Here is a 22,791-nt window from a genome sequence, read left to right as displayed (position 1 = left end):
GCGCCCGTTGTCAGCGGATGCGTGCAGGGACGACTGCGCTGCCGGCGGCAGCGCAACGTGCAGCGGCACGTCGTTACTAGGTCTCATAGCTCCCCCGAAAATCGTCCTCATCGAAGTGAGGATGTTGTTTTATCGTGATCGTCGGGTATCAGAATTAGCAGGAAATGACAGCGTTGTCAATTCTACGGGCACGCACAATCCTGCCGATCCTGTCGACATAGCACTGCTTCGGCGGCCGGGGCCTGGTTGTGCGGCCTTGCGGGCAGGGTCAGCCGGCGAGCAGAGGCCTCGCCGGCTGTGGCGTAAAAGGGGACTCCGGCGCTAGGCGGCCTGCCGCCCGGGAGCGAAGTAGCGGGCGAGGATGTTCTCGAATCCGCGCATCGTGCCCGGCTGGTGTTCCGGCGCTTCCACCGGCACGGGCCGCCGCAGTCGGGCGTCCCAGGCCTCGTTGATCTTGTCGTCGGGCACCGTGGGCACGATGACGTACGGATTGATCGCCGCCCTGCCTCTCAGGCTGAACCGGAACGGGTCACGGGTTCGTTTGGCATTGAAACGCATGTCTTACTCTCCATAGCGAACGTGCTTCTTGCGATCTGCCGGCCTGCTCGACCGACGCCACACAAGATAGGGCCATGGAGGTGGGTCCACAAACGAAGAAAACTCACGCCAGGGTTGAGAAAAAATCAACTGCCTTCGGTGAAATTCTCGAGAATCCAGTGCCTTAGGAGTTCGATCGCCGGGTCGTCGGCGTCCTCGAAGCGGCTGATGAGGTAGTAGCTCACTTCCTCGACGAGTTCCTGCTCGAACAGCCGCACGATGCTGCCGTACTTGAACCAGAGGTCGGCGATCGGCACGGGCACGAGCGCCGCGCCGATGCCCCGCTCGCAGGCGCGCACCACCGCGATCATCGAGTCCAGCCGCGTGACCTTGCTGCCCTTCGGCAGCGATATGCCGCTGGCCCGCGACCAGCGCTCCCAGGCGGTGGGGTGGGTCTCGTGCACGATCACGGGGAAATCGCTGGTGATGCGCTTCCGGCTCACGGCCAGCTCCTTGCGAAACTCCGGCGAGCCTGCCACCACCAGACGAAGGGGCATGAGAAGGTCCGACCTGGCGCTCGCGGGCGGCGAGCGGAACAGGCGGATCGACAGGTCGGCATCGGCGGGGTGTGTCTCGGCGGTCTCGTCGCTCGTGCCCACCTCGATATCGATGTCCGGATGCGCCGCCGTGAACTCGCTCAGCCGCGGCACGAAATATTCGCTGGCGAAGAACGGCTGCACGGACATACGGATCGAGGGGCGCCGGGTGTCTTTCTTGTACGCGGCGACCACCGCGTCCAGCTGCTCGATCAGCGGCCAGGTCTCCTCGTACAGCGAGCGGCCGGTCTTCGTCAGCCGCAGTTCGCGGGCGTTGCGCTCGAAAAGCTGTTCACCGAGCTCCTGTTCCAGGCTCTTTATCTGGTGGCTGACGGCGGACGCCGTGATGTAGAGCTCCTCGGCGGCGTTGCGGAAACTCTCGTGCCTGGCCGCGACGCAGAACGTCCGCAACCCGCGCAGCGAGATACTGGAGCGGCCGGCCACCGGTCGTCAGGCGCTCTCGACCAGCCGGAACGCGGTCTGCAATTCCGTCGCCGAGCTGCCGCCGATCCAGGCATGGAACTCTCCCGGCTCGGTCCGGAGCCGCATGTCCCGGCCGTAGAAGGCGAGATCCTCCGCCCGGAGGACGAAGGAGACGGTGGTCCGCTCGCCCGGCTCCAGCCGCAGGCGCCGGAACCCCTTCAGCTCCCGCACCGGCCGCGTGACATTGCCGACGAGATCACGGACGTAGAGCTGCGCCACCTCCACGGCCGAGCGGTCGCCGGTATTCGTGACGTCCGCGCTGACGGTGACCGAGCCGCCCGGGGCGAACTCGTCGACGTCGGTGCGGATGTCCTCGTAGTCGAAGGTCGAGTAGGACAGCCCGTGCCCGAACGGGAACAGCGGCGTGTAGCCGGCGTCCAGATGGAAGGCCGTCATACCGAGCGAGAGCTGGGGCGCGCTCGGGTCGATGTCGTCGATGTGGACCACGGTCTCGGGCGAGGGCGGCTTGCCGGTGTTCTTTTGGTTGTAGTAGATCGGCACCTGACCGACCATCCGCGGGAGGGTGGCCGGCAGCTTGCCGCACGGCGATTCCACGCCGAACACGAGGTCCGCCAGAGCCGGACCGGCCATCGTGCCCGGGTGCCATGCGTAAAGGATCGCGTCGACCCGGTCCACGACATCGGACAGCGTCAGCGGCCGGCCGGCGAGGATCGCCGCGATCACCGGCGTGCCTGCCTCGTGCACCCGGGCGACCAGCTCCGCCTGGGCCCCGGGCAGGCCGATGTCCGCGCGGGAGTGCGCCTCGCCCGACAGGATGGCCTCCTCGCCCAGGAACAGCAGCACGGCATCGGCGTCGGCGGCCAGCGCCGCGGCCTCGTCGAAGGCGGCCGTGTCCCGGCTGCGCGAGGTGTCCATCGCCCGCAGATAGCGGACGTCGATACCCTCGCCCGCGTGCTCGCGTACGGCCTCGAGCGGCGTGATGCTGAGACCCTCGTCGCCGTCGAATATCCACGTCCCCATCTGGTCGTGGGGCGCATCGGCCAGTGGGCCGATAACGGCGAGGGTGCGCGTGGTCGCCGTCGACAGCGGCAGGGCCTGATGCTCGTTCTTCAACAGTACCGCGCTCTGCAGGGCCGCCCGCTTCGCCGTGGCCAGCGCCTCCTCGTCCGCCGGGGGCGGGAAGGCGCCGGGGTCGGTGTAGGGATTCTCGAACAGGCCCAGCCGGAACTTGAGCGTCAGGATTCGCATGACGGCCGCATCGATGCCGGCAGGATCGATCTCACCATCCTCGACCAGCTGCGCCAGGTGGCAGAGGTAGGCATCGCCGTGCATCTCCATGTCGACCCCCGCCCGTGCCGCCTCGAAGGCGGAGCCCCGATCGTCCGCGGTCAGGCCGTGGATGCTGAGCTGCCGGATGGAGTCCCAGTCGCTGACGACGAAACCCTCGAAGCCCCACTCGCCGCGCAGCACCGTGTCCAGCAGGAACTCGCTCGCGGTGGCCGGCACGCCGTCGACCTCGCTGAACGACGTCATGAGGGTAGCGACGCCGGCGTCCACCGCGGCACGGAAGGGGCGCAGATGGACGTTGCGCAACTCGTTCTCCGGCACGTTGGCGGTGGCATAGTCGCGGCCGCTCTCGGCGGCTCCGTAGCCGGCGAAGTGCTTCGCGCAGGCGGCGATCGCCCCGGGTTCAGACAGCCCGGCCACTTCCTCGCCCCCCTGGTAGCCCTGCACCATGGCGGCACCGAGCGTGCTCGCGAGCTGCGGATCCTCGCCGAGGCTTTCCGCAATACGGCCCCAGCGGGGGTCGCGCGCGATGTCGATCATCGGAGCGAATGTCCAGTTGACCCCGGCGGCCGCGGCCTCCCGGGCGGCGACCGCCGCGCAGTCGGCCACCAGCTCCGGGTTCCAGCTCGCGGCCTGGCCCAGCGGGATGGGGAAGATGGTGCGGAAGCCGTGGATCACGTCACGGCCGATCAGCAGCGGGATGCCGAGCCGACTCTCCTCGACGGCGATCCGCTGCAGCTCGTTCACCGTGTCCACGTCCACCTCGTTCAGCACCGAGCCCACGCGCCCGGCACGCAGTGCCTCGGCGAGGTAGTCGTGAATGTAACTCTCGCCGCCGTTGACCTGACTCATCTGGCCGATCTTCTCGTCCAGCGTCATCTCCGCCAGCAGGGCGGCGACGCGCCGGGCGATCGGGTCGGCAGGGTCGACGGGCCTGGCCTTGGAGCTCGTCATCGGAAACCTCGCAGGAGCCTGGTGAGGGGATACGGTTTTCGGGCCCGTGCACCGGGCCAATCATCATCGATTAATCATCAATCAATGGTCGATCGATTATCGATCCTGTTTGACAGCGCTGTCAATTTAACGCAGCATATTCTGCTTGGCTTTGTGCTGTCGGGGGGCACACGAAGAAAAATGAACGAAGCCGCACATTACGAGACTGCACCGCAGGACCGCATCCCGTTTCCGCTGAAGCTCATCTACGGGCTCGGCGCATTCGTCAATAACCTGCTGGCCGGCGCCATCGGCGGCATGATCATCGTGCTGAACCTGGGCCTCGGCATGAATCCGGCCCTCGTGGGACTGCTCGGTGCCCTGCCCCGGCTCACCGACGCGATCACCGACCCGCTGATGGGCTACATCTCGGACCACACGAAGTCGAAGTGGGGACGCCGCCGTCCGTACATCTTCGTTGGCGCGATCGCCGTCGCGATCATCTACGCGATCCTCTGGCAGCTGCCGGAGGGCAAGAGCGATACGTTCTATTTCTGGTACTTCCTCAGCGGCTCGCTGATCTTCTACCTCGCCTATACGGTGTTCGCCACGCCGTGGGTGGCGCTCGGCTACGAACTCACGCCCGACTATCACGAGCGCACCCGCCTGATGGGCGTGCAGAATTTCATCGGCCAGCTCGCCTACGTGGTGGCACCCTGGTTCCTCTGGATCATGCAGAACGAGGCCTGGTTCGACGACATGGCACAGGGGGCGGCGGGCCTCGCGATCATCATCGCCATCGTCGTCGCCGCCGTCGGCGTCCTGCCCGCCATCTTCCTGCGGGAGCGCTTCAAGGAGGCTGCCCTCGGGGATGCCGACCCCAAGGCGGAACTCGCCATCGCCGGCAGCGCGTTCGTACGCAGCATGCTCGACTTTTTCCGCGGTTTCGCCATTTCGCTGAAGTTCAGACCGTTCGTGAAGCTCTGCATCGCGACCTTCCTCGTCTTCAACGGCTTCATGCTGATCGCATCGTTCCAGTTCTACGTCATCATCTATTACGTCTTCGGCGGCGACACCAGCCTGGGCTCGAAGTACGCCGGCTACTCGGGGACGCTCGGTGCCATATCGACGTTCCTGGTCATCATCTTCATCACTTGGTTGGGAACCCGGATCGGCAAGCGGCGCGCCTTCTTCGTCGCCATCGGGGTATCCATGGTGGGCTATGCCCTGAAGTGGGTCTGCTACAACCCGGAAGTGCCGTGGCTGCTGCTGCTGCCCGCCCCCCTGATGGCGTTCGGACTCGGCGGCCTGTTCACGCTGATGCCCGCCATGATCTGCGACGTGGTGGACGCCGACGAGGTCAATACCTACGAGCGGCGCGAGGGCATGTACGGCTCTATCTTCTGGTGGGTCGTCAAGCTGGGCATGGCCGCGGCGCTCGCGGCGAGCGGTTTCCTGCTGAATGCGACCGGATTCGAAGTGGAGCTGGGCGGCAACCAGACCGACCGCGCCATCTACCTCATGCGGTTGTGTGATGCCTTCATCCCGGCGGCGGCCTCGGCCGTCGCGATCTGGGTGATCTCCACCTACTCGATCACCGAGGAGAAGGCGCACGAGGTCCGCCTGCACCTCGAGGCGCGCCGGGGAGCCGTCTGACCGGCGTTCATGGCAGCTCCCGCTCGATGCGCCCTTTCAGCATCGTGTAGGCCTGCTCGAAGGCGGCGTCGATCTCCGCGTCCGTACCCTCGGCCTTCGCCGGATCCGGCGTGCTCCAGTGCAGTTTCGTGTAGCCGCCCGGGAATACGGGGCAGGTCTCGGCGGCGGCCGAATCACAGACCGTGATCACGTAGTCGAACGCCTCGTCCGCATACGCATCCCAGGATTCGCTGACCGGTTTACCCGAATCTATGCCGTGGCGGCGCAACGTTTCGATGGCCTTCGGGTGCACGTAACCCGCCGGGCGGCTGCCGGCGCTGGATGCCCGGTAACGACCTTCGCCCAGCCGGTTGATGAGCGCCTCCGCCATCACGGAGCGGCAGGAGTTACCCGTGCAGAGGACCAGCACCCGTTTCGTCGCATCCGTTGCGGACATGGCGCTCAGCAGCAGGGACGGCGAACGTGGTCCTGCGCCGGCGGCGTGGTCGACTGCGCGTTGTCGTCACCATCGTGACCATAGACTGCCGACTCGCCGCGGGTCAGAAACGTCTCCCAGGACACGCCCTGGGGATCGCTGATCCACTGCTTCTTCGAACGGGCATAGCAGCAGGTCGTCTCGCCCTCGTCCAGGACGGGGCCGCCGGCTTCCCGGAGGCGCGCGTAGACCTGTTCCAGTTCGCCGTCGTCCTCGGCCTGGATGCCCAGATGGTTCACGCCCCGGCCGGACTGGCGGGTGCTGATGGCGAAGTTCACCCGCGGGTCTTCCAGCATCCAGCGGGCGTAGTCGGCCTTCAGCACGCCCGGCTCGGCCGCGAAAAGCTTCGAGTAGAAACGGACGGAGGCGTCGAGGTCCTCGACGCTGAGATTGACGTGCAGGCGTTTCATGTTGGGTTCCTCCTCAGGGGGCAGCGCTGCAGCAGTCCGCCAGGACGCTGTCCAGCACCGGGTTGCAGACCTCCGGCGCGCCCTGGCAGCAGTCTTCCAGCAGGAAGCCGAGCAATGCCCGGGTTCCGTCGAAATCGACGCGATAGATGATGCTGCGCCCCTCCCTCCGCGAGCGGATCAGCCCGGCGTTCGCCAGCGTGGAGAGATGGGTCGACAGCGTGTTGTGGGGTATGCCGAGCGCCTCGGCAATGGCACCGGCCGGCATGCCGTCACCGCCCGCACGCACCAGCAGGCGGAACGTCGAGAGCCTGCTTTCCTGGGCGAGAGCGGCGAGCGATCGTGTGGCGGCTTTGATTTCCATATGTCGAGAATAATCGACATATTGATACCAGTCAATGGTGTGCTCTCCCCTGCCGGGCATGCCGGTGCCCGGGCACGATAGAATCCTGCCTTCGCCCGCAGGCCCGGTACCTCGCATGCAGCAGATCGTCGACGCCATAAACGGATTCGTCTGGAGCGCACCGCTCGTCTACCTGTGCCTGGGCGCGGGCCTGCTGTTCTCGGTGCTCACCCGCTTCGTGCAGGTACGGCTGTTCGGCGAGATGGTCCGGCTGCTGTTCGCCGGCGGCGAGTCGAAGCGCGGCATCTCTTCCTTCCAAGCCCTGACGGTCTCACTCTCCGGCCGAGTGGGCACCGGCAACATCGCCGGCGTGGCGGCCGCCATCGGCTTCGGCGGGCCCGGCGCCGTGCTCTGGATGTGGATCGTCGCCTTCCTCGGTTCGGCGACGGCGTACATCGAGTCCGCGCTCGGCCAGATCTACAAGGAAGAGGAAGAGGGCGAGTACCGCGGCGGCCCGGCCTTCTACATCGAGAAGGCGATGGGCCTGAAGTCCTATGCCTGGGTGTTCGCCGTCACCACCATCATCGCCACCGGCCTTCTGCTGCCGGGCGTGCAGTCGAATGCCATCGGCAACGCCGTGGAACTGGCCTTCGGCAATGGCGCCGCACTCACCACCGGGCTCGGCACCGTCAGCTACGCGAAGCTGGGCGCCGCAGTCGCCGTGGTCTCCGTGCTGGGCTTCATCATCTTCGGCGGCGTCAAGCGCATCGCCCACTTCACCCAGGTGGTGGTGCCCTTCATGGCGCTCGGTTACATCGTGACCGCGGTGGGCATCGTGATCATGAATGCTTCGGCACTGCCGGGCATCGTGGGCCTCATCGTCGAGAATGCCTTCACCATCGAGGCCGTCACCGGCGGCGCGGTATTCTGGGGCGTGAAGCGCGGCATCTTCTCCAACGAGGCGGGTCAGGGAACCGGCCCTCATGCCGCCGCTGCCTCCGAGGTTGACCACCCGGCGCAGCAGGGGCTGGTGCAGGCATTCTCCGTGTACGTCGACACCCTGTTGGTGTGCACGGCCACCGCCTTCATGATCCTGATCACCAACTCCTACAACGTCGTCGACGGCAACGGCACGCCCCTGGCCGGCTTCCATTTCGTGGACGCCGCCATCGACCCGAACACGCCCACCTTCACGCAACTCGCGGTGGAGAGTGCGCTGCCGGGCTTCGGCAAACCCTTCGTGGCCATCGCGCTCTTCTTCTTCGCCTTCACGACGCTGCTGGCCTACTACTACATCGCGGAGACCAACGTCGCCTACCTGCGGCGTTTCTTCCGCATTCCCTACGAGCTCACCATCCTGAAACTCGCCCTGATGGCCTCGGTGTTCTACGGCGCGGTACGTACGGCGAGCCTCGCCTGGGGGCTCGGCGAGATCGGCGTCGGGCTCATGGCGTGGCTGAACATCGTCGCCATCCTGATCCTGTTTTTCCGGGCACACCCCGCCATGACCGCCCTGTGGGACTACGAACGCCAGCGCCGGGCCGGGGTCGAGCGCTACACCTTCGACCCGGAGAAGCTCGGCATCCGTAACGCGGAGTTCTGGCGGGAACGGCTGCGCAGGACGCCCAACGCGGGCGGCTGAGGGGATCGATGGCGCGGGATCGCAACACGGACTCGCCCTGGGTACTGGGTCTCAGCGCCTCGCACAACGGCGCCGCCTGTCTGCTGCACGGGGACCGCATCGTGGCGGCCATGCAGGAGGAGCGGCTCGCCGGCAAGAAGCGGGCCCGCCTGCAGGGCGCACGGCCGTCGCTGGCCATCCGTTATTGCCTCGACCAGGGCGGCATCACTGCGGCGGACCTCGACCTCGTCGTCCTCTGCGCGCAGAGCGACACCCGACTGGCGGAGAACGACGTCAGCGCCAATCCGGACCTCGCCGTGAATACCCGCGGCACCCCGGTTCTCACCCTCTCCCACCACGCGGGCCATGCGGCGAGCGCCTTCGCCACGTCCGGGTTCGGGGACGCCGCCAACCTCGTGGTCGACGGCATGGGATCGCCGGACAGCGATCTCTCCGCGGACGAGCGGGCGGCAATCGTCGACATCGGCGTGAGCGGCGGCGAGACCACCTCGCTGTATCGATCCGAGGGCACGTCGCTCACCGCCGTGGAAAAGCACCTGGCCGAGGGCGGCCGCTGGTTGAAGCCCGCGCCGGCTGGCGCCTCGATGCCGGGCTTCGCGAGCCTCGGCGGTCTCTTCTCCGCAGCGGCGCAGCAGATCTTCGGCGACCCCATGGAGGCCGGCAAGGTGATGGGGCTCGCTCCCTACGGCAAGCCGACCATCCCCGCCGCCGAGTTCTTCGAGATCCGGGACGGCCGCTTCCTTTTTTCCGACGACGTCCCCCGCCTGTTTACCGCCGGCCAGCGCTGGCCGGACGACCGGGAGGCCTGCGCAGACCTGGCCGCTTCCGTGCAGAACGCGCTGGAGGTGGCATTGCTGCACCTCGTCGCCCGGGCCCGCGATCTCTGCGGCAGCCGCAATCTGGTTTACTCCGGCGGCGTCGCGCTGAACAGCGTCGCCAACGAGCGCATGATCCGCGAAGGTGGTTTCGAGCGGGTCTACGTCATGCCGGCTGCCGAAGACTCGGGACCCGCCGTCGGCGCCGCCTATCATGGCCTCTGGCATCTCACCGGCGAATACACGCCGCGGGCGCTGGAGCGGGACGGCTTCGGCGCGGTCTACGGCGCAGCCGAGGTCGCGCGCGCCATCGAGGACACGCCCGCCATCATCAAACGCGAGACGACCGATGCCGTGGAAGAAGCGGTCGACCTGCTCGCCGGCGGCAGCATCATCGGCTGGTTCACCGGCCCCTCTGAACTGGGCCCCCGGGCGCTCGGCCAGCGCAGCATCCTCTGCGACCCGCGCTGCCCCGACGCCAAGGAGACACTCAACGCCCGGGTGAAGCATCGCGAGGCCTTCCGCCCGTTCGCGCCGGTGCTGCCGCTGGAGGAAGCCGGTAACTGGTTCGAGCTCGACGGCACCGACCCGGCGAGTCCGTTCATGCTGCGGGTGATGGCATTCCGCGAGGAGCGGCGCACCGAGGTGCCGGCCGTGGTCCACGTCGACGGCACGGGCCGGGTGCAGACGGTCACCCGCGAGGCGAACGGCCGCTATTACGACCTCGTGCGCCGCTTCGGCGAGCGCACGGGCGTGCCGGTACTGCTCAACACCTCCTTCAACGTCATGGGCGAGCCCATCGTGGAGACGCCGGAAGACGCCCTGTGGTGCCTGCTGCTCACCGACCTGGACGCGTGCGTGTTCGACGAGGCCGTGGTGACGAAGAAGCCCGGCTACCGCGCGCTGGGCGACCTGCGGCCGTATTTCCTCACCCGCCCGAAAGCGGTGCAGCGGCGCGGGTCGGGGGTGGCCGTGATCTTCGAGGTGCAGACACCCTGGGGGCCGCACACCTTCGGCCTGCAGGATGAGACCGTCGTCCGGGTGCTCGACGTGCTGCTGGCCGGCGCCATGGACGGCGGGACGCCGGCCGACGTGGTGTTCGACCGGCTGCGGCGCACACTCGGCCCCATGACGGATACCCTCCTGATCCGTCTTTTCGCCCAGTTCCGGCGCTGGCGTATGATCTCTTTCCGCGCCTAGACTGGGGAGCCCTGCGAGAGGCCCGACCGGACCATGCCCGATACCGACGGCAACGAGAGCGCAGCATCCGGCGACGATGCCCGTGCCACGGCCCGCGTGGGCCTGGAGCTTCTCACCGGCCGCGGCCGTCCGGCAGATCCGTCCCGCGGCGTCGCACTGATCGAGCAGGCCGCCGAGGCCGGCGACCCGGACGCCGCCTGGCTCGCCGCAACCATCGCCGCTTCCGGCTTCTGGCGCGCACGCAACTGGGACATCGCCTTCGACCGCCTCCGGCGCGCGGCGGAACTCGGCTCCGCCGCGGCACGCAGTTCGCTCGGCATTCTGGCCGCCGGGCCCGCCGGGACTCCGGCGGAGACGGACGACTGGGCCGCGCTGCGCGCCGCCATCGATCTGGACGACTGGCTCTCGCCGCCGACGGGCACGACCGTCCGCGAGGCGCCGCGCATCCGCACCATCGAGTCCTTCGTCTCCCCCGCGGTCGGCGACTGGCTCGTCGAGCGGGCCCGCCGGCGGCTCGAGCGGGCGACCATCTACGACAGCACCACCGGCGGCACCACCGAGGACTCCCGCCGCACCAACTCCCAGTGCGACCTCGACATCGAGATCTCGGGCGTACTGACCTTCGTGCTGCGCGCGCGCATCGCCGCCGCCACGGGCCGGCCCGACCGGGCGATGGAGGTACCGAAGGTGCTGCATTATGCGCCCGGCCAGACCTTCGCCGACCACTACGACTGGCTGGACCCGGACGAGCCCGCCTACCTCCTGGAGCTGGCCCAGCGGGGCCAGCGCGCGGAGACCTTCCTCATCTATCTGAATCAGGAATTCGAGGGCGGGGAGACCCACTTCCCCGAGATCGGGTATTCCTATCGCGGCGGGAAGGGCGACGCCATACTGTTCTCGAACGTCGACGGGAACGGCCGGCCCGACCCGGCCACCCGGCACGCCGGGCTGCCGCCGACCGCCGGCGAGAAATGGCTGTTCTCGCAGTGGATCAGGGAGTATCCGACCTGACACCATGACCATCGTCACCGCACTTGCGCTGACCCTGGCCGTCGCGCTGGTCACCGAATACGGCGCCGGCTACCGGGTGCCCGGGCTCGCCGTCATCGGGCTCTACCTGGTCTTCTACTGGCTGGTGAATCGCTGGCGCCGTCGCGGCGAGAGCGGCAAAAGCGGCGAGGACGAGGCGGAACCCGCGATCGATCCGACCGAACTCCCGACCTCCGGCCCCGTCGGCAGGCTGGGCCAGCCGGGCCTCGTCGCCGTCTGGACGGTATCCAATCTGTTCTGTCTGCTGAACCCGTTCCAGCTCGCGCAGATCGTGCGCCAGCTCGTCGGCAACCTGGGGCTGCAGGCGCGCGAGCGCCGCAGCGGCGACGACGGCCGCGGCTACCGGACGAAGGTGGACTACAGCCTGCCGTTCCGCGGCGAATGGCTCCTGTACAACGGCGGCACGACGCCCGCCACCTCCCATTCCTGGGACGTGCTCGGCCAGCGCTACGCACTCGACTTCGTGCAGGCGGACGAGGAGTACCGCCGCCACACCGGCCGCGGCACCCGGTCCGGGGACTACTACTGCTACGGGCAGGAGATCCTGGCCGCGGCCGACGGCCGGGTGGTCGCGGTCGAGGGCAGGGTCCGCACCGCGCCGTTCCTCGGCTGGGGCATCTGCGACTTCCTGGCGCGGAACTTCGTCGGCAACCACGTGCTCATCGAACACGCCGAGGGCGAATACGGCCTGTACGCGCACCTGATCCGCGGCAGCATCACGGTGTCGGCGGGAGACCAGGTGTGCCGCGGTCAGGTCATCGGGCGCTGCGGACACACCGGCCACAGCACGGAGCCCCACCTGCACTTCCACCTGCAGGACTCGGCGGACCTGTTCAACGGCATGGGACTGCCGGTACGGTTCACGGGATTGCGCGTCGACGGCGAGCCGGTCGACGGTGTGCTTCTTACGGCGGGCATCCGGGTGCAGCCGGTCGACTGAGCCGTCCGACAGTGCGGGCAGCGGGGCCGGTGGGATTCGTGGCGCTCAGCTTCCCGCCGCCAGCACCCGGTCGGCGACGAAACTGTTGTCACGGCGCTCCTGCCCGAAGGTACTCGCCGGCCCGTGCCCGGGCACGAAACGCATGTCCTCGCCCAGGGGCCAGAGCTTCTGCGTGATGGAGGCGATGAGCTGCGCGTGATCGCCGCGCGGGAAGTCGGTGCGCCCTATAGAACCCCGGAACAGAACGTCGCCCACGAACGCGATCTTCGCCTCGGGCTGGTAGATGACCACGTGCCCAGGCGTGTGGCCGGGGCAGTGCACCACCCGGAACTCCACGCCGGCCAGCTCCAGCGTATCGCCATCGTCCAGGTAGCGATCCGGCTTCACGTTGCGGCCGTCGCTGATGCCGTAGCGTGCCCCCTGGGCCTCGATCTCGTCCAGCAGCCACTGGTCGTCCTCGTGGGGCCCGATCACCGGCACGCCCTCGCGCTCGGCGATCTCCGCCGCGGCGCCGGCATGATCCATGTGGCCGTGAGTCAGCCAGACCGCGACGATCTTCACGCCGAACTCGGCGGCCGCGGCCAGCAGCCGCTCCGTCTCGCCGCCCGGATCGACGAACACGCCCTCCTTCGTCCGGCGCGACCAGAGGAGGGAGGTATTCTGCTGCAGCGGCGTCACCGGGATGACGCGGATATCCAGGTCGGCGGCCGGGTTCGTCGTCTCAGTCACCGTCCGGGTCCCCGATCTTGTCCTGGGTGCGGGTCTCGAAGTCTTCCGCACTGTGGCGCTCGTGCAGCTGAGAGGCCGGGTCGCCCCACGCCCGATTCACCATGCGCCCCCGCTTCACCGGCTCGCGGTCGTAGATCTCGCTGGTCCAGCGCTGCACGTGCTCGTAGGACTGCACGTCGAGGAACTCGCCCGCCTCGTAGAGCTTGCCGGCCGCCAGCGCGCCGTACCAGGGCCAGACCGCCATGTCGGCGATGGTGTATTCGTCGCCGGCGAGGTAGCGGTTGTCCGCGAGCCGGCGGTTCAGCACGTCCAGCTGGCGCTTCACCTCCATCGCATAGCGGTTGATGGGGTACTCGTACTTCTCCGGGGCATAGGCATAGAAATGGCCGAATCCGCCGCCCAGGAACGGCGCGGATCCCGCCTGCCAGAACAGCCAGTTCAGGCACTCCGTGCGCTTCTGGTGATCCGTCGGCAGGAAGGCGCCGAACTTCTCCGCCAGGTAGAGCAGCATAGCGGCGGACTCGAACACGCGGGTCGGCGGCGACGTGCCGTGATCCATCATCGCCGGGATCTTCGAGTTGGGGTTCACCGCGACGAAACCGCTGCCGAACTGCTGCCCCTCGTCGATGCGGATCAGCCAAGCGTCGTACTCGGCGCCGCTGTGCCCGGCCGCCAGCAGTTCCTCCAGCATGACCGTGACCTTCACGCCGTTCGGCGTCGCCAGCGAGTAGAGCTGCAGCGGGTGCTCGCCCACCGGCAGTTCCTGCTCGTGGGTGGGGCCTGCGACGGGCCGGTTGATCTTCGCGAAGCGGCCGCCGCTCTCCTGGTCCCACGTCCAGACGCGGGGTGGCGTGTAAGTCTCTGAGTCCGACATGTTGCCTCGATACTGCCTGGGGAAAGACGCGCAGAGTAGCAATCCGCGCTGTCGGCCGGAAGCCGGCGGCGCGCGCCGGCTGAGTCGAGTCCGGTGTACCGCTCCGCGCCGCCCTGCGGTAGAGTCCCTGCCATGCGAGTTCCACTGCGCAACACCGCGACGGCCTGGGGACTGGTCGCCCAGCTCCTGCACTGGCTGGTGGTCGCGGGCGTCCTGCTGCAATTCGTCTGGGCCTGGCGCATCGACGAAACCGATTCCGTCCGCGTGGAGTTCGCGCTGGTGAACCAGCACAAGTCGATCGGCATGACCGTACTGGCCCTCGCCGTCATACGGCTGGGGTGGCGACTGGTCAGCAGAACGCCGGACCATCCGCCGACGATGCCCCGCTGGGAGCGGATCGCGGCCGGCGCCTCCCACTGGACCCTGTATGCGCTCATCCTGGCGATACCACTCACCGGCTGGGCCTATACCTCGGCGGCCGGTTACGGCGCGGAGTTCTTCGGGCTGATCGACATCCCGGACCTGGCTCCGAGCGACGAGGATCTGGAGGACCTGTTCGAGGACGCGCACGAGTTCCTCGGCCAGGCACTCCTGGCGGTGACCGCCGTGCATGCCGGGGCGGCCCTGCGTCACCACTTCCTGCTGCGCGACGACGTGTTGAGGAGGATGCTGCCGTTCCGCAAGTGAGCCGTCGGCCGGCGGCCCGGTCGTTACTCGTCGTCGACGGGTCTCAAGTCGAGGTCGTGGAAGTCGTAGGAGAAATCCGTGGCGGGCGAGACCGCCTTCATGCGGATGCGCTCCACTTCACCTTCGGGGCCGATGGTGAAAGTGACGTAGGCGTCGGCCATCAGGCGGCGGTCGGTCCAGCGCGCGACGAAAGTGTCGTACTGGAAGTGTTCGAGCGGCCCTCGCAGCGGTGCGTTCCGCTGCGACTCGAACCAGAGCGTCCCGTCCTCCGCCCGGTAGATGCGGACGTCGCCGTACCAGTCATCCCGGTAGGTGCCCGTGTAGCGGTCCGGCGGCAGGCTCGGAGTGCTGTCGGCGTCCCTCGCCTCCCAGGCGGCGGCCACGGCCTCTTCGGCGGCCGACCGGCGGTCGCCGGCCAGCGCCTCGATGATTTCGATCCAGTCGTTGCCCGGCGCAGACTCGCCGAGCTGCTCCTCGATGATCTGAAAGACCACCGCACGGGGTGCGGCGGACATCAGGTTGCCGGTGGCGAACACGGCGAGGTCGCGCTCCGGAAGGATCGCGATGAAACTGGTCATGCCCCAGACGCCGCCGCCGTGGGAGAGCATCGGCTCCCCATGGAAGGTGGAGACGCCCCAGCCCAGGGCATAGGCATTGAGGTAGCTGCCGGCGTGTTCCGCGAGGTAGGGCGGGACGCCCAGCAGCGTCACCGGGCCGGTCAGTTCGCGGAACTGCGCTTCGCTGACGAGTCTTTCGCCGTCCCGGGTCTCGCCGCCGCTCAGCAGGAAAGACATCCAGTTCGCCATGCTCCGGGCGCTGCAGACGATGCCGCCGGCCGCCGCGACCACCGGCGTCAGGCGTGTCGGCGTCGTCACGATCTCGCCGTCCACCTGCATGTGTGGTGTCGCCGTGTCGGCATCCGCCGGTATGCGGTCGTCCGCGGCCACGCAGTCGTCCATGCCCAGCGGCCCCAGCACGCGGCTCTCCAGGAACTCAGGGAAGCTGGTGCCGGCGACCCGGGCGACGACCTCGCCGGCCACCACGTAGAGCAGGTTGTCGTAGTCGAACTGAGAACGGAAGCTGCTGGAAGGCTCGAAGTGGCGTAACGCCCCCACGATCTCGGCCACCGTGGCGTTGCCGTCGGGGAAAATGAGGAGGTCGCCGGCGCCGAGGGGCAGGCCGCTGCGGTGGGTCAGCAGGTCGCGGATGGTGAACTCCCGCGTGACCCAGGCATCGTGCATGCGGAACTCGGGCAGGTGGTCGATCACGGGATCGTCCCAGCCGAGACGCCCCTCGTCCGCGAGCACTGCCAGCGCGGCGGCGGTGAATGCCTTCGAGACCGAGCCGATGCGGAACAGGGTCTCCGCATCCACGGGTTCGTCACCGCCGATCTCCGTGACGCCCTCGCCAGCGGCATGGATGTCCCCGTCGTATACGACCGCGACCGCCATGCCGGGCACCTCGAAGCTGCGGGTCGCGTGCTCCAGCACCGACGTGGCGGATTCCGCCGCGGTCTGCGCTGCGGCCGGGACCGCAAGCGCCAGCGTCACGGCCGCGACGATCGTCGCAACGGCCGCGAGACTCCGCACCCCGAGCCTCACCCCCACAGCTCCGGCGTAGGCACCGACACCATGCCGTGCTCGTAGGACAGGGCGTGCGGCCGGTCGTTGGTCAGGAACAGCGCGCCGTCCAGGTCGATGAAGCGGCACAGCTGCGCCACCACGTAGGCCGGCGCGATCGCGAGCGAGGTGCCCATCATGTTGCCGATCATGAGGTCGATGTCCCGCGCCTCGGCCAGCCGCGCGAGTTCCAGCGCCTCGGTCAGGCCGCCGGTCTTGTCCAGCTTGATGTTGATGATCTGGTAGCGCCGCGCGGCCTGCTCGAACTCGCTGACGCACAGGCAGGACTCGTCGGCGGCGAGCGGCACCGGCGGGTCGTAGCCTTCCAGCGCCTCGTCGCCGCCACGGGGCAGGGGCTGTTCGATCATGGCGATATCCAGCTCGCCGAACCGGGGTGCCAGCTCGACCAGTTGTTCGAAGCTCCAGCCCTGGTTGATGTCCACGATGATCTCGGCATCCGGCCGGGCTTCGCGCACCGCCCGGATGCGCTCCAGCGGCATCTCGTCGTTCAGCTTGACCTTCAGGCGCGGGCTGTCCAGCTCCCGGGCCGACTCCGCCATCTCCTCCGGCGTTTCGATGCCGATGGTGAGCACCGTGCACGTCGGTCCCGGCTCGATGCCGGTCAGGTCCCAGATGCTCGTCTCCGCCTTCTTCGCCTCCAGGTCCCAGAGGGCGCAGTCGACGGCGTTGCGGGCGCCGCCCGGCGGCAGCAATTCACGCAGCCGCTGCCGACCGCAGCCGGCCTCGATCTCGGCACGCACGGACTCGATCTGCAGGCGCATGCCTTCGCCGGTCTCGTTCAGATAGTAGACGCCTGCAGCCTCGCCCTGACCGGAATGCCCGCCCTCGCTCAACGTCACATGGACGATATCCGCGCTGCGGAAGGTATGACCGGTAATGCGGAACGGTTTGCGGAATTCCCACGCTTCCGCGGTGACGTTCATGCTGCGCGAGATCGTACGGTGTGCCATGCCGCGGCCCTCAGTAGTACTGGAAGCCGAGGATGTTCCAGTACCAGTAGAACCAGCACATGAACAGCGCGCACACCGCCACCACCGTGTAACGGATGCGGGCCCACACCCCCGCGAGGGTGCCGCCCGACCAGACCTGCACCGTGCGATACAGCAGGTACAGGCCCGCCAGCGTCGCCAGGAGCGGCAGCACCAGCCATGCCTTGAACAGGAACGGGATACCGCTGAAGAGGCTGTCACCGACCGCCGCGAGGACGATGCCCCCCGCGACCAGCGTCAGGAGGTTAACGGCGCTGACGCGGAAGGCCGCCAGGTAGGCCGAGCGGTCCTCCGGCGACCACGAGCGTAGCACCGAGCGGGCGTACCAGCGCCGCGCCACGACTCCCAGGAATAACAGCACCGACAGCCCCAGCAGGGTGAAGTTGAACGACGGCGTGGCGGCGAGGGAGAGCCGGCGCAGCGACATGAACGGCAGTCCGTCGAGCACGAAACCCGTGATCTCGCCCTCCTCGTTCTCCTGGAAAGCCATCAATGCCGGGCTCACACCTCCCAGCAGGGCGATGTCGGGATTGAGCTGGCGGAACAGGTTCTCTTCCACTTCCACGTACTGCTTGGCGCCGTCGCCGAGGGCGACCACGAGGGTACCTTCCTCCGTCGGCGCGACCTGCACGACGCTGGTCATGCGGAATGCCTTCTCGATGGTGGAGAAGTTGGTACGCCAGAAGCCGTAGGTGCCCGCGTAGCGCGCCGCGCGCTCGGCGAAGTCCTCGGGAGGCTCGGGTCTCTCGTGTTCCTGCGGGAAGTATTCGTTATAGAGCGCAGGGGCGAACGCCGAGCGCACTGGGCTGCCGCCGCCGGCGCCGAAACTGACGAAGAAGGTGAGTTCGTTCTCCGGATCGATGCCGAGATAGGAGTGGAACCAGCGGGTGTCGCCGCCGTGTCCCACCACGCGAAAGCCGTTGTAGTCCGTGGCATAGAAGCCGAGGGCCATTCCCATCAGCCGGTCGTCGTGGCTGAAGGCCGGGGCCAGCATCTGCGCGACGGTCTCGGCCTCCAGTATGCGTGCACCGTCCAGCTCGCCGCCGTTCAGCAGCGCCTGGCCGAAGCGCACCATGTCCGTCGCCGTCGCGGACATCGCGCCGGCGGGGCCGAAATTGGAGATGATCTCGAACGGCTTCTCGACGAAGCGGCCGGCCTCCAGGCCGTAGCTGATCGCCATGTCGTCGGCCAGATCCTCCGGCAGCGGCTCCTCGAAGCTGGAGCGGGTCATGCCGAGGGGCTCGAAGATGTTCTCGCGCACGTAGTCGTTGAACGAAGTGCCGGACACGTTCGCCACGATCAGGCCGGCCAGGGCCGTCGCGTAGTTGGAGTAGGCGGTCTGGGCGCCCGGCGGGTTCACCCGCTCGGGCTGGTAGCGCTTCATCGATTCAGCGAGCGGCATGATGCGGTCGGGGTCGTCGATGATCAGGTAGCCGAAGCCGCCGTCCTCGAAGCCGGCGGTGTGAGTGAGGATGTGGCGGAGCGTGATCGGCTCGTCGAACGTATCCTCGATCTGGAAAGTTTCCAGATAGGTGTTCACGTCAGCATCGAGGTCGAGCCTGCCCTGCTCGACGAGCTGCATCACGGCCACCCAGGTGAACAGCTTGGAGGTGGAGCCCGGACGGAACAGGGTGGTCGCCGGATCGACGGGGATCTGCTGCTCCACGTCCTGGTAACCATAGCCCTTGGCGAAGATCAGCTCTCCCCGGTGCCGGACGGCCACCGTGCCCGATGGACTCTTGTTGTCCTGCATCAACGGCTTGACCATACCGTCGACGAACTTCTCCAGTGCGTCGAAATGCCGCCGGTCCTCCGGGTCGACTGGCGCGAGCGATTCGGCCGCGACGCAGGTGCCGGCCACCATCAGCAGCAGGCTCGCAGCGAAACCCCGGGCAAATATCGTCATCGGTCTCTCCCCCTGAATACGGTATGGCCCGGCATCATAGCCTGCAGGGTCATTTGCGGGTTAGGCAGTTTCGCCACCATAATATGCAGAGTCGGCAGCTCCCCGCCGGCCGCTGCCTGCGGAGCCCCATGCACTACGGCGATGAGCAGATGGTTGAAGTCGGCGAGGAGTTCGACCTCGCGGAGCTGTCGCATGCGCAGCTCGGCTCGCTGTTCCTCGATGCACAACGGCTGACGGCGTTCGAATCGACCCCCGACGGCAATTTCATCCACGTCCCGCACACGCTGGGGATCGAGGGCCTGCTGTGCTACCGCATCGACGCCGACCGCATGATCGAGATCAACGAGGCGGTGCTGGACCGGCCGGTCGCGATACGCAATACGGTCTGCGACCTCATCACCTTCCAGTTCGTCTCCTCGGTGAAGCGCTCGGAGTTTCTCGGCAAGCGCAAGAACGTCCACGACCTCGGCCCCGCGCTCGTGGTGTCGGCGATACCGCAGCAGGAGACCACCTACCGCGTGCCGAAGACCGGGGTGCAGATACGCCACGTGGCGGTCCACAGCACCCTGTCCACGCTCATGGAACGCCTGTCGGAATCGGGGGAAGAGTACCCGCGCTGGCTCCGTGAAATACTGGATGGCCAGCACAGCAAGCCCCGTCAACGGGTGTTCTTCCTCGAAGACCGGCACCGTGAGGCGATCTGGTCCTGCTTCCACCTGCCCGTCAACGGCTCGCTGCTCGGCAAGTGGATCAGCGCGAAGTTCGACGAACTCCTGTGCATCGGCATGCAGATACTGAAGACCAGCCGCACGCTGTCCGACCGCCGGGCCCTGGACCTGGATCGTCCTTTCGCGGAGAAGATCCGCCAGGCCCGCCGGATACTGGGCATGGAATACGCCAACCCGCCGCCCATCCCGGAACTCGCCCGGCAGCTGGGCATCTCGGAGACGCGGCTGAAGACCGGTTTCAAGGCCATGCACGGCACCACGCTCATGCAGTACTGCATCGAGAAACGCATCGAGGCCGCCCGCTTCTTGCTGAAGGACAACCGGCACAGCATCGCCGAGATCGGCAGCATCGTCGGCTACGAGGACCCGTCGGCGTTCTCGCGGGCGTTTCGCCGCGCGTGCGGCTGCACGCCCCGGCAGTGGCGCAGCTCCAATCCGCCCTGATCGGCCCGCCGTTTCTGCACATTTTTCCGACCGTCTCTGACTAATGCTTTGCGCAGCGCTGTGGTTACCATCGAAGAGCCCCCACTGATACGGACGCGGGGGGAGCGTTCCGGCTCAGCACACCGACGGGTGACACCATCATGCGCACATTCGATTCCATCATTGCGGCCATCAGCGGCGCCGCCGTCCTGACCACGCTCGCGCCGGTTCCTGCGGCACAGGCCCAGGAGAACGAACGCGCGGTCGAGGAGATCATCGTGACCGCCCAGAAGCGCGACGAAGCGCTGACGGATATCCCGATGTCGGTGACGGTACTTTCCGGCGACTTCCTGGAGCGAGTACGGGCCGACAGCTTCGAGGACTTCGTGGCCCTGATCCCCGGCTTCAGCCTCGAGAGCAGCACGGCCGGCGTAAACCGAATCACCCTGCGCGGCATCAATACCGGCGGCGTCGCCACCACCGTCGGCGTCTACGTGAATGACGTGCCGTTCGGCTCGAGCAGCGGGCTCGCCAATGCCGCCATCCTGTCGGGCAACTTCGACACCTTCGACGTGGCCCGCATCGAGGTGCTGCGCGGACCGCAGGGCACGCTCTACGGCGCCAGCTCGCTCGGCGGGGTCATGAAGTACGTGACCAACGACCCGAACCCGGAAGCCTTGGAGGCACGCGGCGAGGTGTCGGTGGAGAGCGTCGAGGACGGCGGTACCGGCTACAACTTTACCGGCCTGGTGAACGTGCCGGTGTCCGACCGCGTGGCCGTGCGCGCCAGCGGCTTCTTCCGCCACGACGACGGCTACATCGATTCCATCGGCAACAACCCCATCCCCAGTCTCACCGACCCCTCCGTGAACGTGGTCGAAGGGACCCGGGTCGAGGAAGACATCAATTCCGTCGACGTCTTCGGCGGACGTATCTCCGCGCTATTCAACATCAACGAAGACGTGTCCCTGAACCTCACCGCCTTCGCCCAGAACATCGAGAGCGATGCGTCGAACGTCATCGACGCGGATCCCGTGACGCTGGAGCCGGTCGGCGGTGACTTCGTGCGCTCCCGTTACCACGAGGACTTCACCGACATCGAGTACCGGGTCTACAGCGCGACGCTGGACTGGGACCTCGGCGGCATGGCCCTGCAGTCGGTCACCAGCTACAGCACCTTCGATCAGGACTTCCAGCTGGACGTGGCCGCCAACACCGCGCTGCTGGGCGCACCGGTGGCAGCTGCAGCCACGTTTTTCTTCGGTGACGCGGCGACCCGCCCGCTCAGTGCCATTCAGGACCAGAATACCAGCACCGACAAGTTCACCCAGGAGTTCCGCCTGGTATCCGCCGAGAGCGATACGTTCGAGTGGCTGGCCGGCTTCTATTACACCGACGAGGACTCCGGCATCGATCCACAGCGGATCTTCGCCGTGGAGGCCGGCACGGACACGCCCGCCAGCGATATCCCGACGCTGGTCGAGGCCGCCGTGGTCTCCAACTACGAGGAGTACGCCGTGTTCGCCAACGCCACCTGGTACGTCACGCCGCGTTTCGAGCTCTCGTTCGGCGCCCGCGCCAGCGAGAACGATCAGGAGGCCAGCCAGACGCTGCAGGGCGCGTTGCTGGGCGGAGCGGTGAATTTCGAGGACGCCAGCTCGTCGGAGAGCCCGTTCACCTGGTCCTTCTCGCCGCGTTACGAGGTGAGCGAAATCGTATCCGTGTACGGCCGGGTGGCCACCGGCTACCGGCCCGGCGGACCCAACATCATTCCCACCGGCGCGCCCCCGGGGACGCCGGGCTCCTACGATTCGGACACGCTGACCAACTACGAGGTCGGCATCAAGGCCGACGCGATGGGCGGCATCCTCTCCTTCGACGCCGCCGCCTTCTTCCTGGACTGGGAGGACGTGCAGCTGCTCGCCGTCGTCAACGGCGTCGGCCTGAATGCCAACGGCGGCACCGCGGAGAGCAAGGGCGTCGAGGTGTCGGCCACCCTCAGACCGGCGGACGGCCTCACCGTGTCCTTCAACAGCGCCTACACGGACGCCTATCTCACCCAGGACACCGACCCCGTGGTCGGCGGCAGCGACGGCGATCCCCTGCCGTTCGTACCCGAGTGGAGCTTCGGCCTGAACGGCGAGTACACCTGGGCGGTGCTGGGCGATGCCATGGCGTACGTCGGCGGCAACCTCGGCTACGTGGGCGACCGCACGGCCGGTTTCGGTAACCGCCTGCCCGACGGCACCCTGCGCGAGGCGGATGCCTACACCACGCTGAACGCCCGCGCCGGCATCGACTTCGGCTCGTGGTCGGTGGAGCTCTACGGCAACAATCTCGGCGACGAGGACGGCATCAACGACATCAACACGCCCGGCGCACTGCCGAATGGTCTGGTCGGCCTGGCGCTGATCCGGCCGCGGACCATCGGGATCTCCGTTGGCGCGCGCTTCTGATCGACTCGTGACGCCGGCCCGGCGGCGCCGGGCG

At 67.5% G+C, this 22,791-nt stretch carries 19 protein-coding genes; 8 read left to right on the top strand and 11 right to left on the bottom strand.

Going from position 1 to position 22,791, the window contains the following annotated elements; all coding sequences use genetic code 11:
- Positions 1-321: 321 nt before the first annotated feature.
- The 3 genes from ACJMKZ_RS10435 to ACJMKZ_RS10425 form a co-directional block, all read right to left on the bottom strand.
- Complete coding sequence (locus tag ACJMKZ_RS10435; protein WP_405233123.1) at positions 322-558, bottom strand: hypothetical protein; 237 nt, start codon at positions 556-558, stop codon at positions 322-324.
- A gap of 125 nt (positions 559-683) precedes the next feature.
- Entirely contained in the window at positions 684-1,577 is an 894-nt protein-coding gene (locus ACJMKZ_RS10430; protein WP_405233122.1) for a LysR family transcriptional regulator, read from the bottom strand.
- 6 nt (positions 1,578-1,583) lie between these two features.
- Positions 1,584-3,818, bottom strand: coding sequence for a glycoside hydrolase family 3 N-terminal domain-containing protein (locus ACJMKZ_RS10425; protein WP_405233121.1), 2,235 nt, complete (start codon positions 3,816-3,818; stop codon positions 1,584-1,586).
- Positions 3,819-3,998: 180 nt separating this feature from the next.
- Here ACJMKZ_RS10425 and ACJMKZ_RS10420 point away from each other — a divergent pair, with 180 nt between their 5' ends.
- Complete coding sequence (locus ACJMKZ_RS10420) at positions 3,999-5,453, top strand: MFS transporter (protein WP_405233120.1); 1,455 nt, start codon at positions 3,999-4,001, stop codon at positions 5,451-5,453.
- 7 nt (positions 5,454-5,460) lie between these two features.
- On the opposite strand, the gene ACJMKZ_RS10415 is transcribed toward ACJMKZ_RS10420, so the two are convergent.
- The 3 genes from ACJMKZ_RS10415 to ACJMKZ_RS10405 are packed head-to-tail and all read right to left on the bottom strand — an operon-like array spanning position 5,461 to position 6,699.
- Positions 5,461-5,889, bottom strand: a complete 429-nt coding sequence (locus tag ACJMKZ_RS10415; RefSeq protein ID WP_405233119.1) for an arsenate reductase ArsC — start codon at positions 5,887-5,889, stop codon at positions 5,461-5,463.
- A gap of 5 nt (positions 5,890-5,894) precedes the next feature.
- Positions 5,895-6,338: an ArsI/CadI family heavy metal resistance metalloenzyme gene (locus ACJMKZ_RS10410; RefSeq protein ID WP_405233118.1), complete on the bottom strand. Its 444-nt coding sequence runs from the start codon at positions 6,336-6,338 to the stop codon at positions 5,895-5,897.
- 13 nt (positions 6,339-6,351) lie between these two features.
- Complete coding sequence (locus ACJMKZ_RS10405) at positions 6,352-6,699, bottom strand: ArsR/SmtB family transcription factor (protein WP_405233117.1); 348 nt, start codon at positions 6,697-6,699, stop codon at positions 6,352-6,354.
- A 115-nt stretch (positions 6,700-6,814) separates the two neighbouring features.
- Between ACJMKZ_RS10405 and ACJMKZ_RS10400 the strand changes: the two genes are divergently transcribed.
- Genes ACJMKZ_RS10400 through ACJMKZ_RS10385 form a run of 4 tightly spaced genes read left to right on the top strand, consistent with a single transcriptional unit; the run spans position 6,815 to position 12,325 of the window.
- Complete coding sequence (locus tag ACJMKZ_RS10400; RefSeq protein WP_405233116.1) at positions 6,815-8,320, top strand: alanine/glycine:cation symporter family protein; 1,506 nt, start codon at positions 6,815-6,817, stop codon at positions 8,318-8,320.
- Positions 8,321-8,328: 8 nt separating this feature from the next.
- Positions 8,329-10,335 (top strand): carbamoyltransferase family protein, encoded by a 2,007-nt coding sequence (locus ACJMKZ_RS10395; RefSeq protein ID WP_405233115.1) that lies wholly within the window; start codon positions 8,329-8,331, stop codon positions 10,333-10,335.
- A 33-nt stretch (positions 10,336-10,368) separates the two neighbouring features.
- Entirely contained in the window at positions 10,369-11,346 is a 978-nt protein-coding gene (locus tag ACJMKZ_RS10390) for a 2OG-Fe(II) oxygenase (RefSeq protein WP_405233114.1), read from the top strand.
- Positions 11,347-11,350: 4 nt separating this feature from the next.
- Positions 11,351-12,325, top strand: a complete 975-nt coding sequence (locus ACJMKZ_RS10385) for a M23 family metallopeptidase (protein ID WP_405233113.1) — start codon at positions 11,351-11,353, stop codon at positions 12,323-12,325.
- Positions 12,326-12,370: 45 nt separating this feature from the next.
- On the opposite strand, the gene ACJMKZ_RS10380 is transcribed toward ACJMKZ_RS10385, so the two are convergent.
- The gene (locus tag ACJMKZ_RS10380; protein WP_405233112.1) at positions 12,371-13,054 is read right to left on the bottom strand and encodes an MBL fold metallo-hydrolase; all 684 of its coding nucleotides are present in this window, start codon (positions 13,052-13,054) and stop codon (positions 12,371-12,373) included.
- The gene (gene yghU, locus ACJMKZ_RS10375; protein ID WP_405233111.1) at positions 13,047-13,928 is read right to left on the bottom strand and encodes a glutathione-dependent disulfide-bond oxidoreductase; all 882 of its coding nucleotides are present in this window, start codon (positions 13,926-13,928) and stop codon (positions 13,047-13,049) included. Before yghU ends, ACJMKZ_RS10380 begins: the two co-directional genes overlap by 8 nt.
- 132 nt (positions 13,929-14,060) lie before the next feature.
- Here yghU and ACJMKZ_RS10370 point away from each other — a divergent pair, with 132 nt between their 5' ends.
- A complete protein-coding gene (locus tag ACJMKZ_RS10370; protein ID WP_405233110.1) occupies positions 14,061-14,615 on the top strand; it encodes a cytochrome b in 555 nt (184 codons plus the stop codon).
- A gap of 23 nt (positions 14,616-14,638) precedes the next feature.
- Here ACJMKZ_RS10370 and ACJMKZ_RS10365 read toward each other — a convergent pair whose 3' ends face one another.
- The 3 genes from ACJMKZ_RS10365 to ACJMKZ_RS10355 are packed head-to-tail and all read right to left on the bottom strand — an operon-like array spanning position 14,639 to position 19,150.
- The gene (locus tag ACJMKZ_RS10365) at positions 14,639-16,216 is read right to left on the bottom strand and encodes a serine hydrolase (RefSeq protein WP_405233109.1); all 1,578 of its coding nucleotides are present in this window, start codon (positions 16,214-16,216) and stop codon (positions 14,639-14,641) included.
- Complete coding sequence (gene dgcA / locus ACJMKZ_RS10360; protein ID WP_405233108.1) at positions 16,213-17,205, bottom strand: N-acetyl-D-Glu racemase DgcA; 993 nt, start codon at positions 17,203-17,205, stop codon at positions 16,213-16,215. The genes ACJMKZ_RS10365 and dgcA overlap by 4 nt, the downstream gene beginning before the upstream one ends.
- 10 nt (positions 17,206-17,215) lie before the next feature.
- Positions 17,216-19,150, bottom strand: a complete 1,935-nt coding sequence (locus ACJMKZ_RS10355; protein WP_405233107.1) for a serine hydrolase domain-containing protein — start codon at positions 19,148-19,150, stop codon at positions 17,216-17,218.
- A 128-nt stretch (positions 19,151-19,278) separates the two neighbouring features.
- Between ACJMKZ_RS10355 and ACJMKZ_RS10350 the strand changes: the two genes are divergently transcribed.
- Complete coding sequence (locus ACJMKZ_RS10350; protein WP_405233106.1) at positions 19,279-20,322, top strand: helix-turn-helix domain-containing protein; 1,044 nt, start codon at positions 19,279-19,281, stop codon at positions 20,320-20,322.
- 140 nt (positions 20,323-20,462) lie between these two features.
- Positions 20,463-22,757 (top strand): TonB-dependent receptor, encoded by a 2,295-nt coding sequence (locus ACJMKZ_RS10345; RefSeq protein WP_405233105.1) that lies wholly within the window; start codon positions 20,463-20,465, stop codon positions 22,755-22,757.
- Positions 22,758-22,791: the final 34 nt, after the last annotated feature.

The organism is Lentisalinibacter salinarum (genome assembly GCF_040706555.1).
In the GTDB taxonomy this organism is placed as follows: Bacteria; Pseudomonadota; Gammaproteobacteria; order Steroidobacterales; family Woeseiaceae; genus Lentisalinibacter; species Lentisalinibacter salinarum.
The sequence above is the reverse complement of the archived record's forward strand: the minus strand, read 5'-3'. Positions and strand labels throughout refer to the sequence as shown.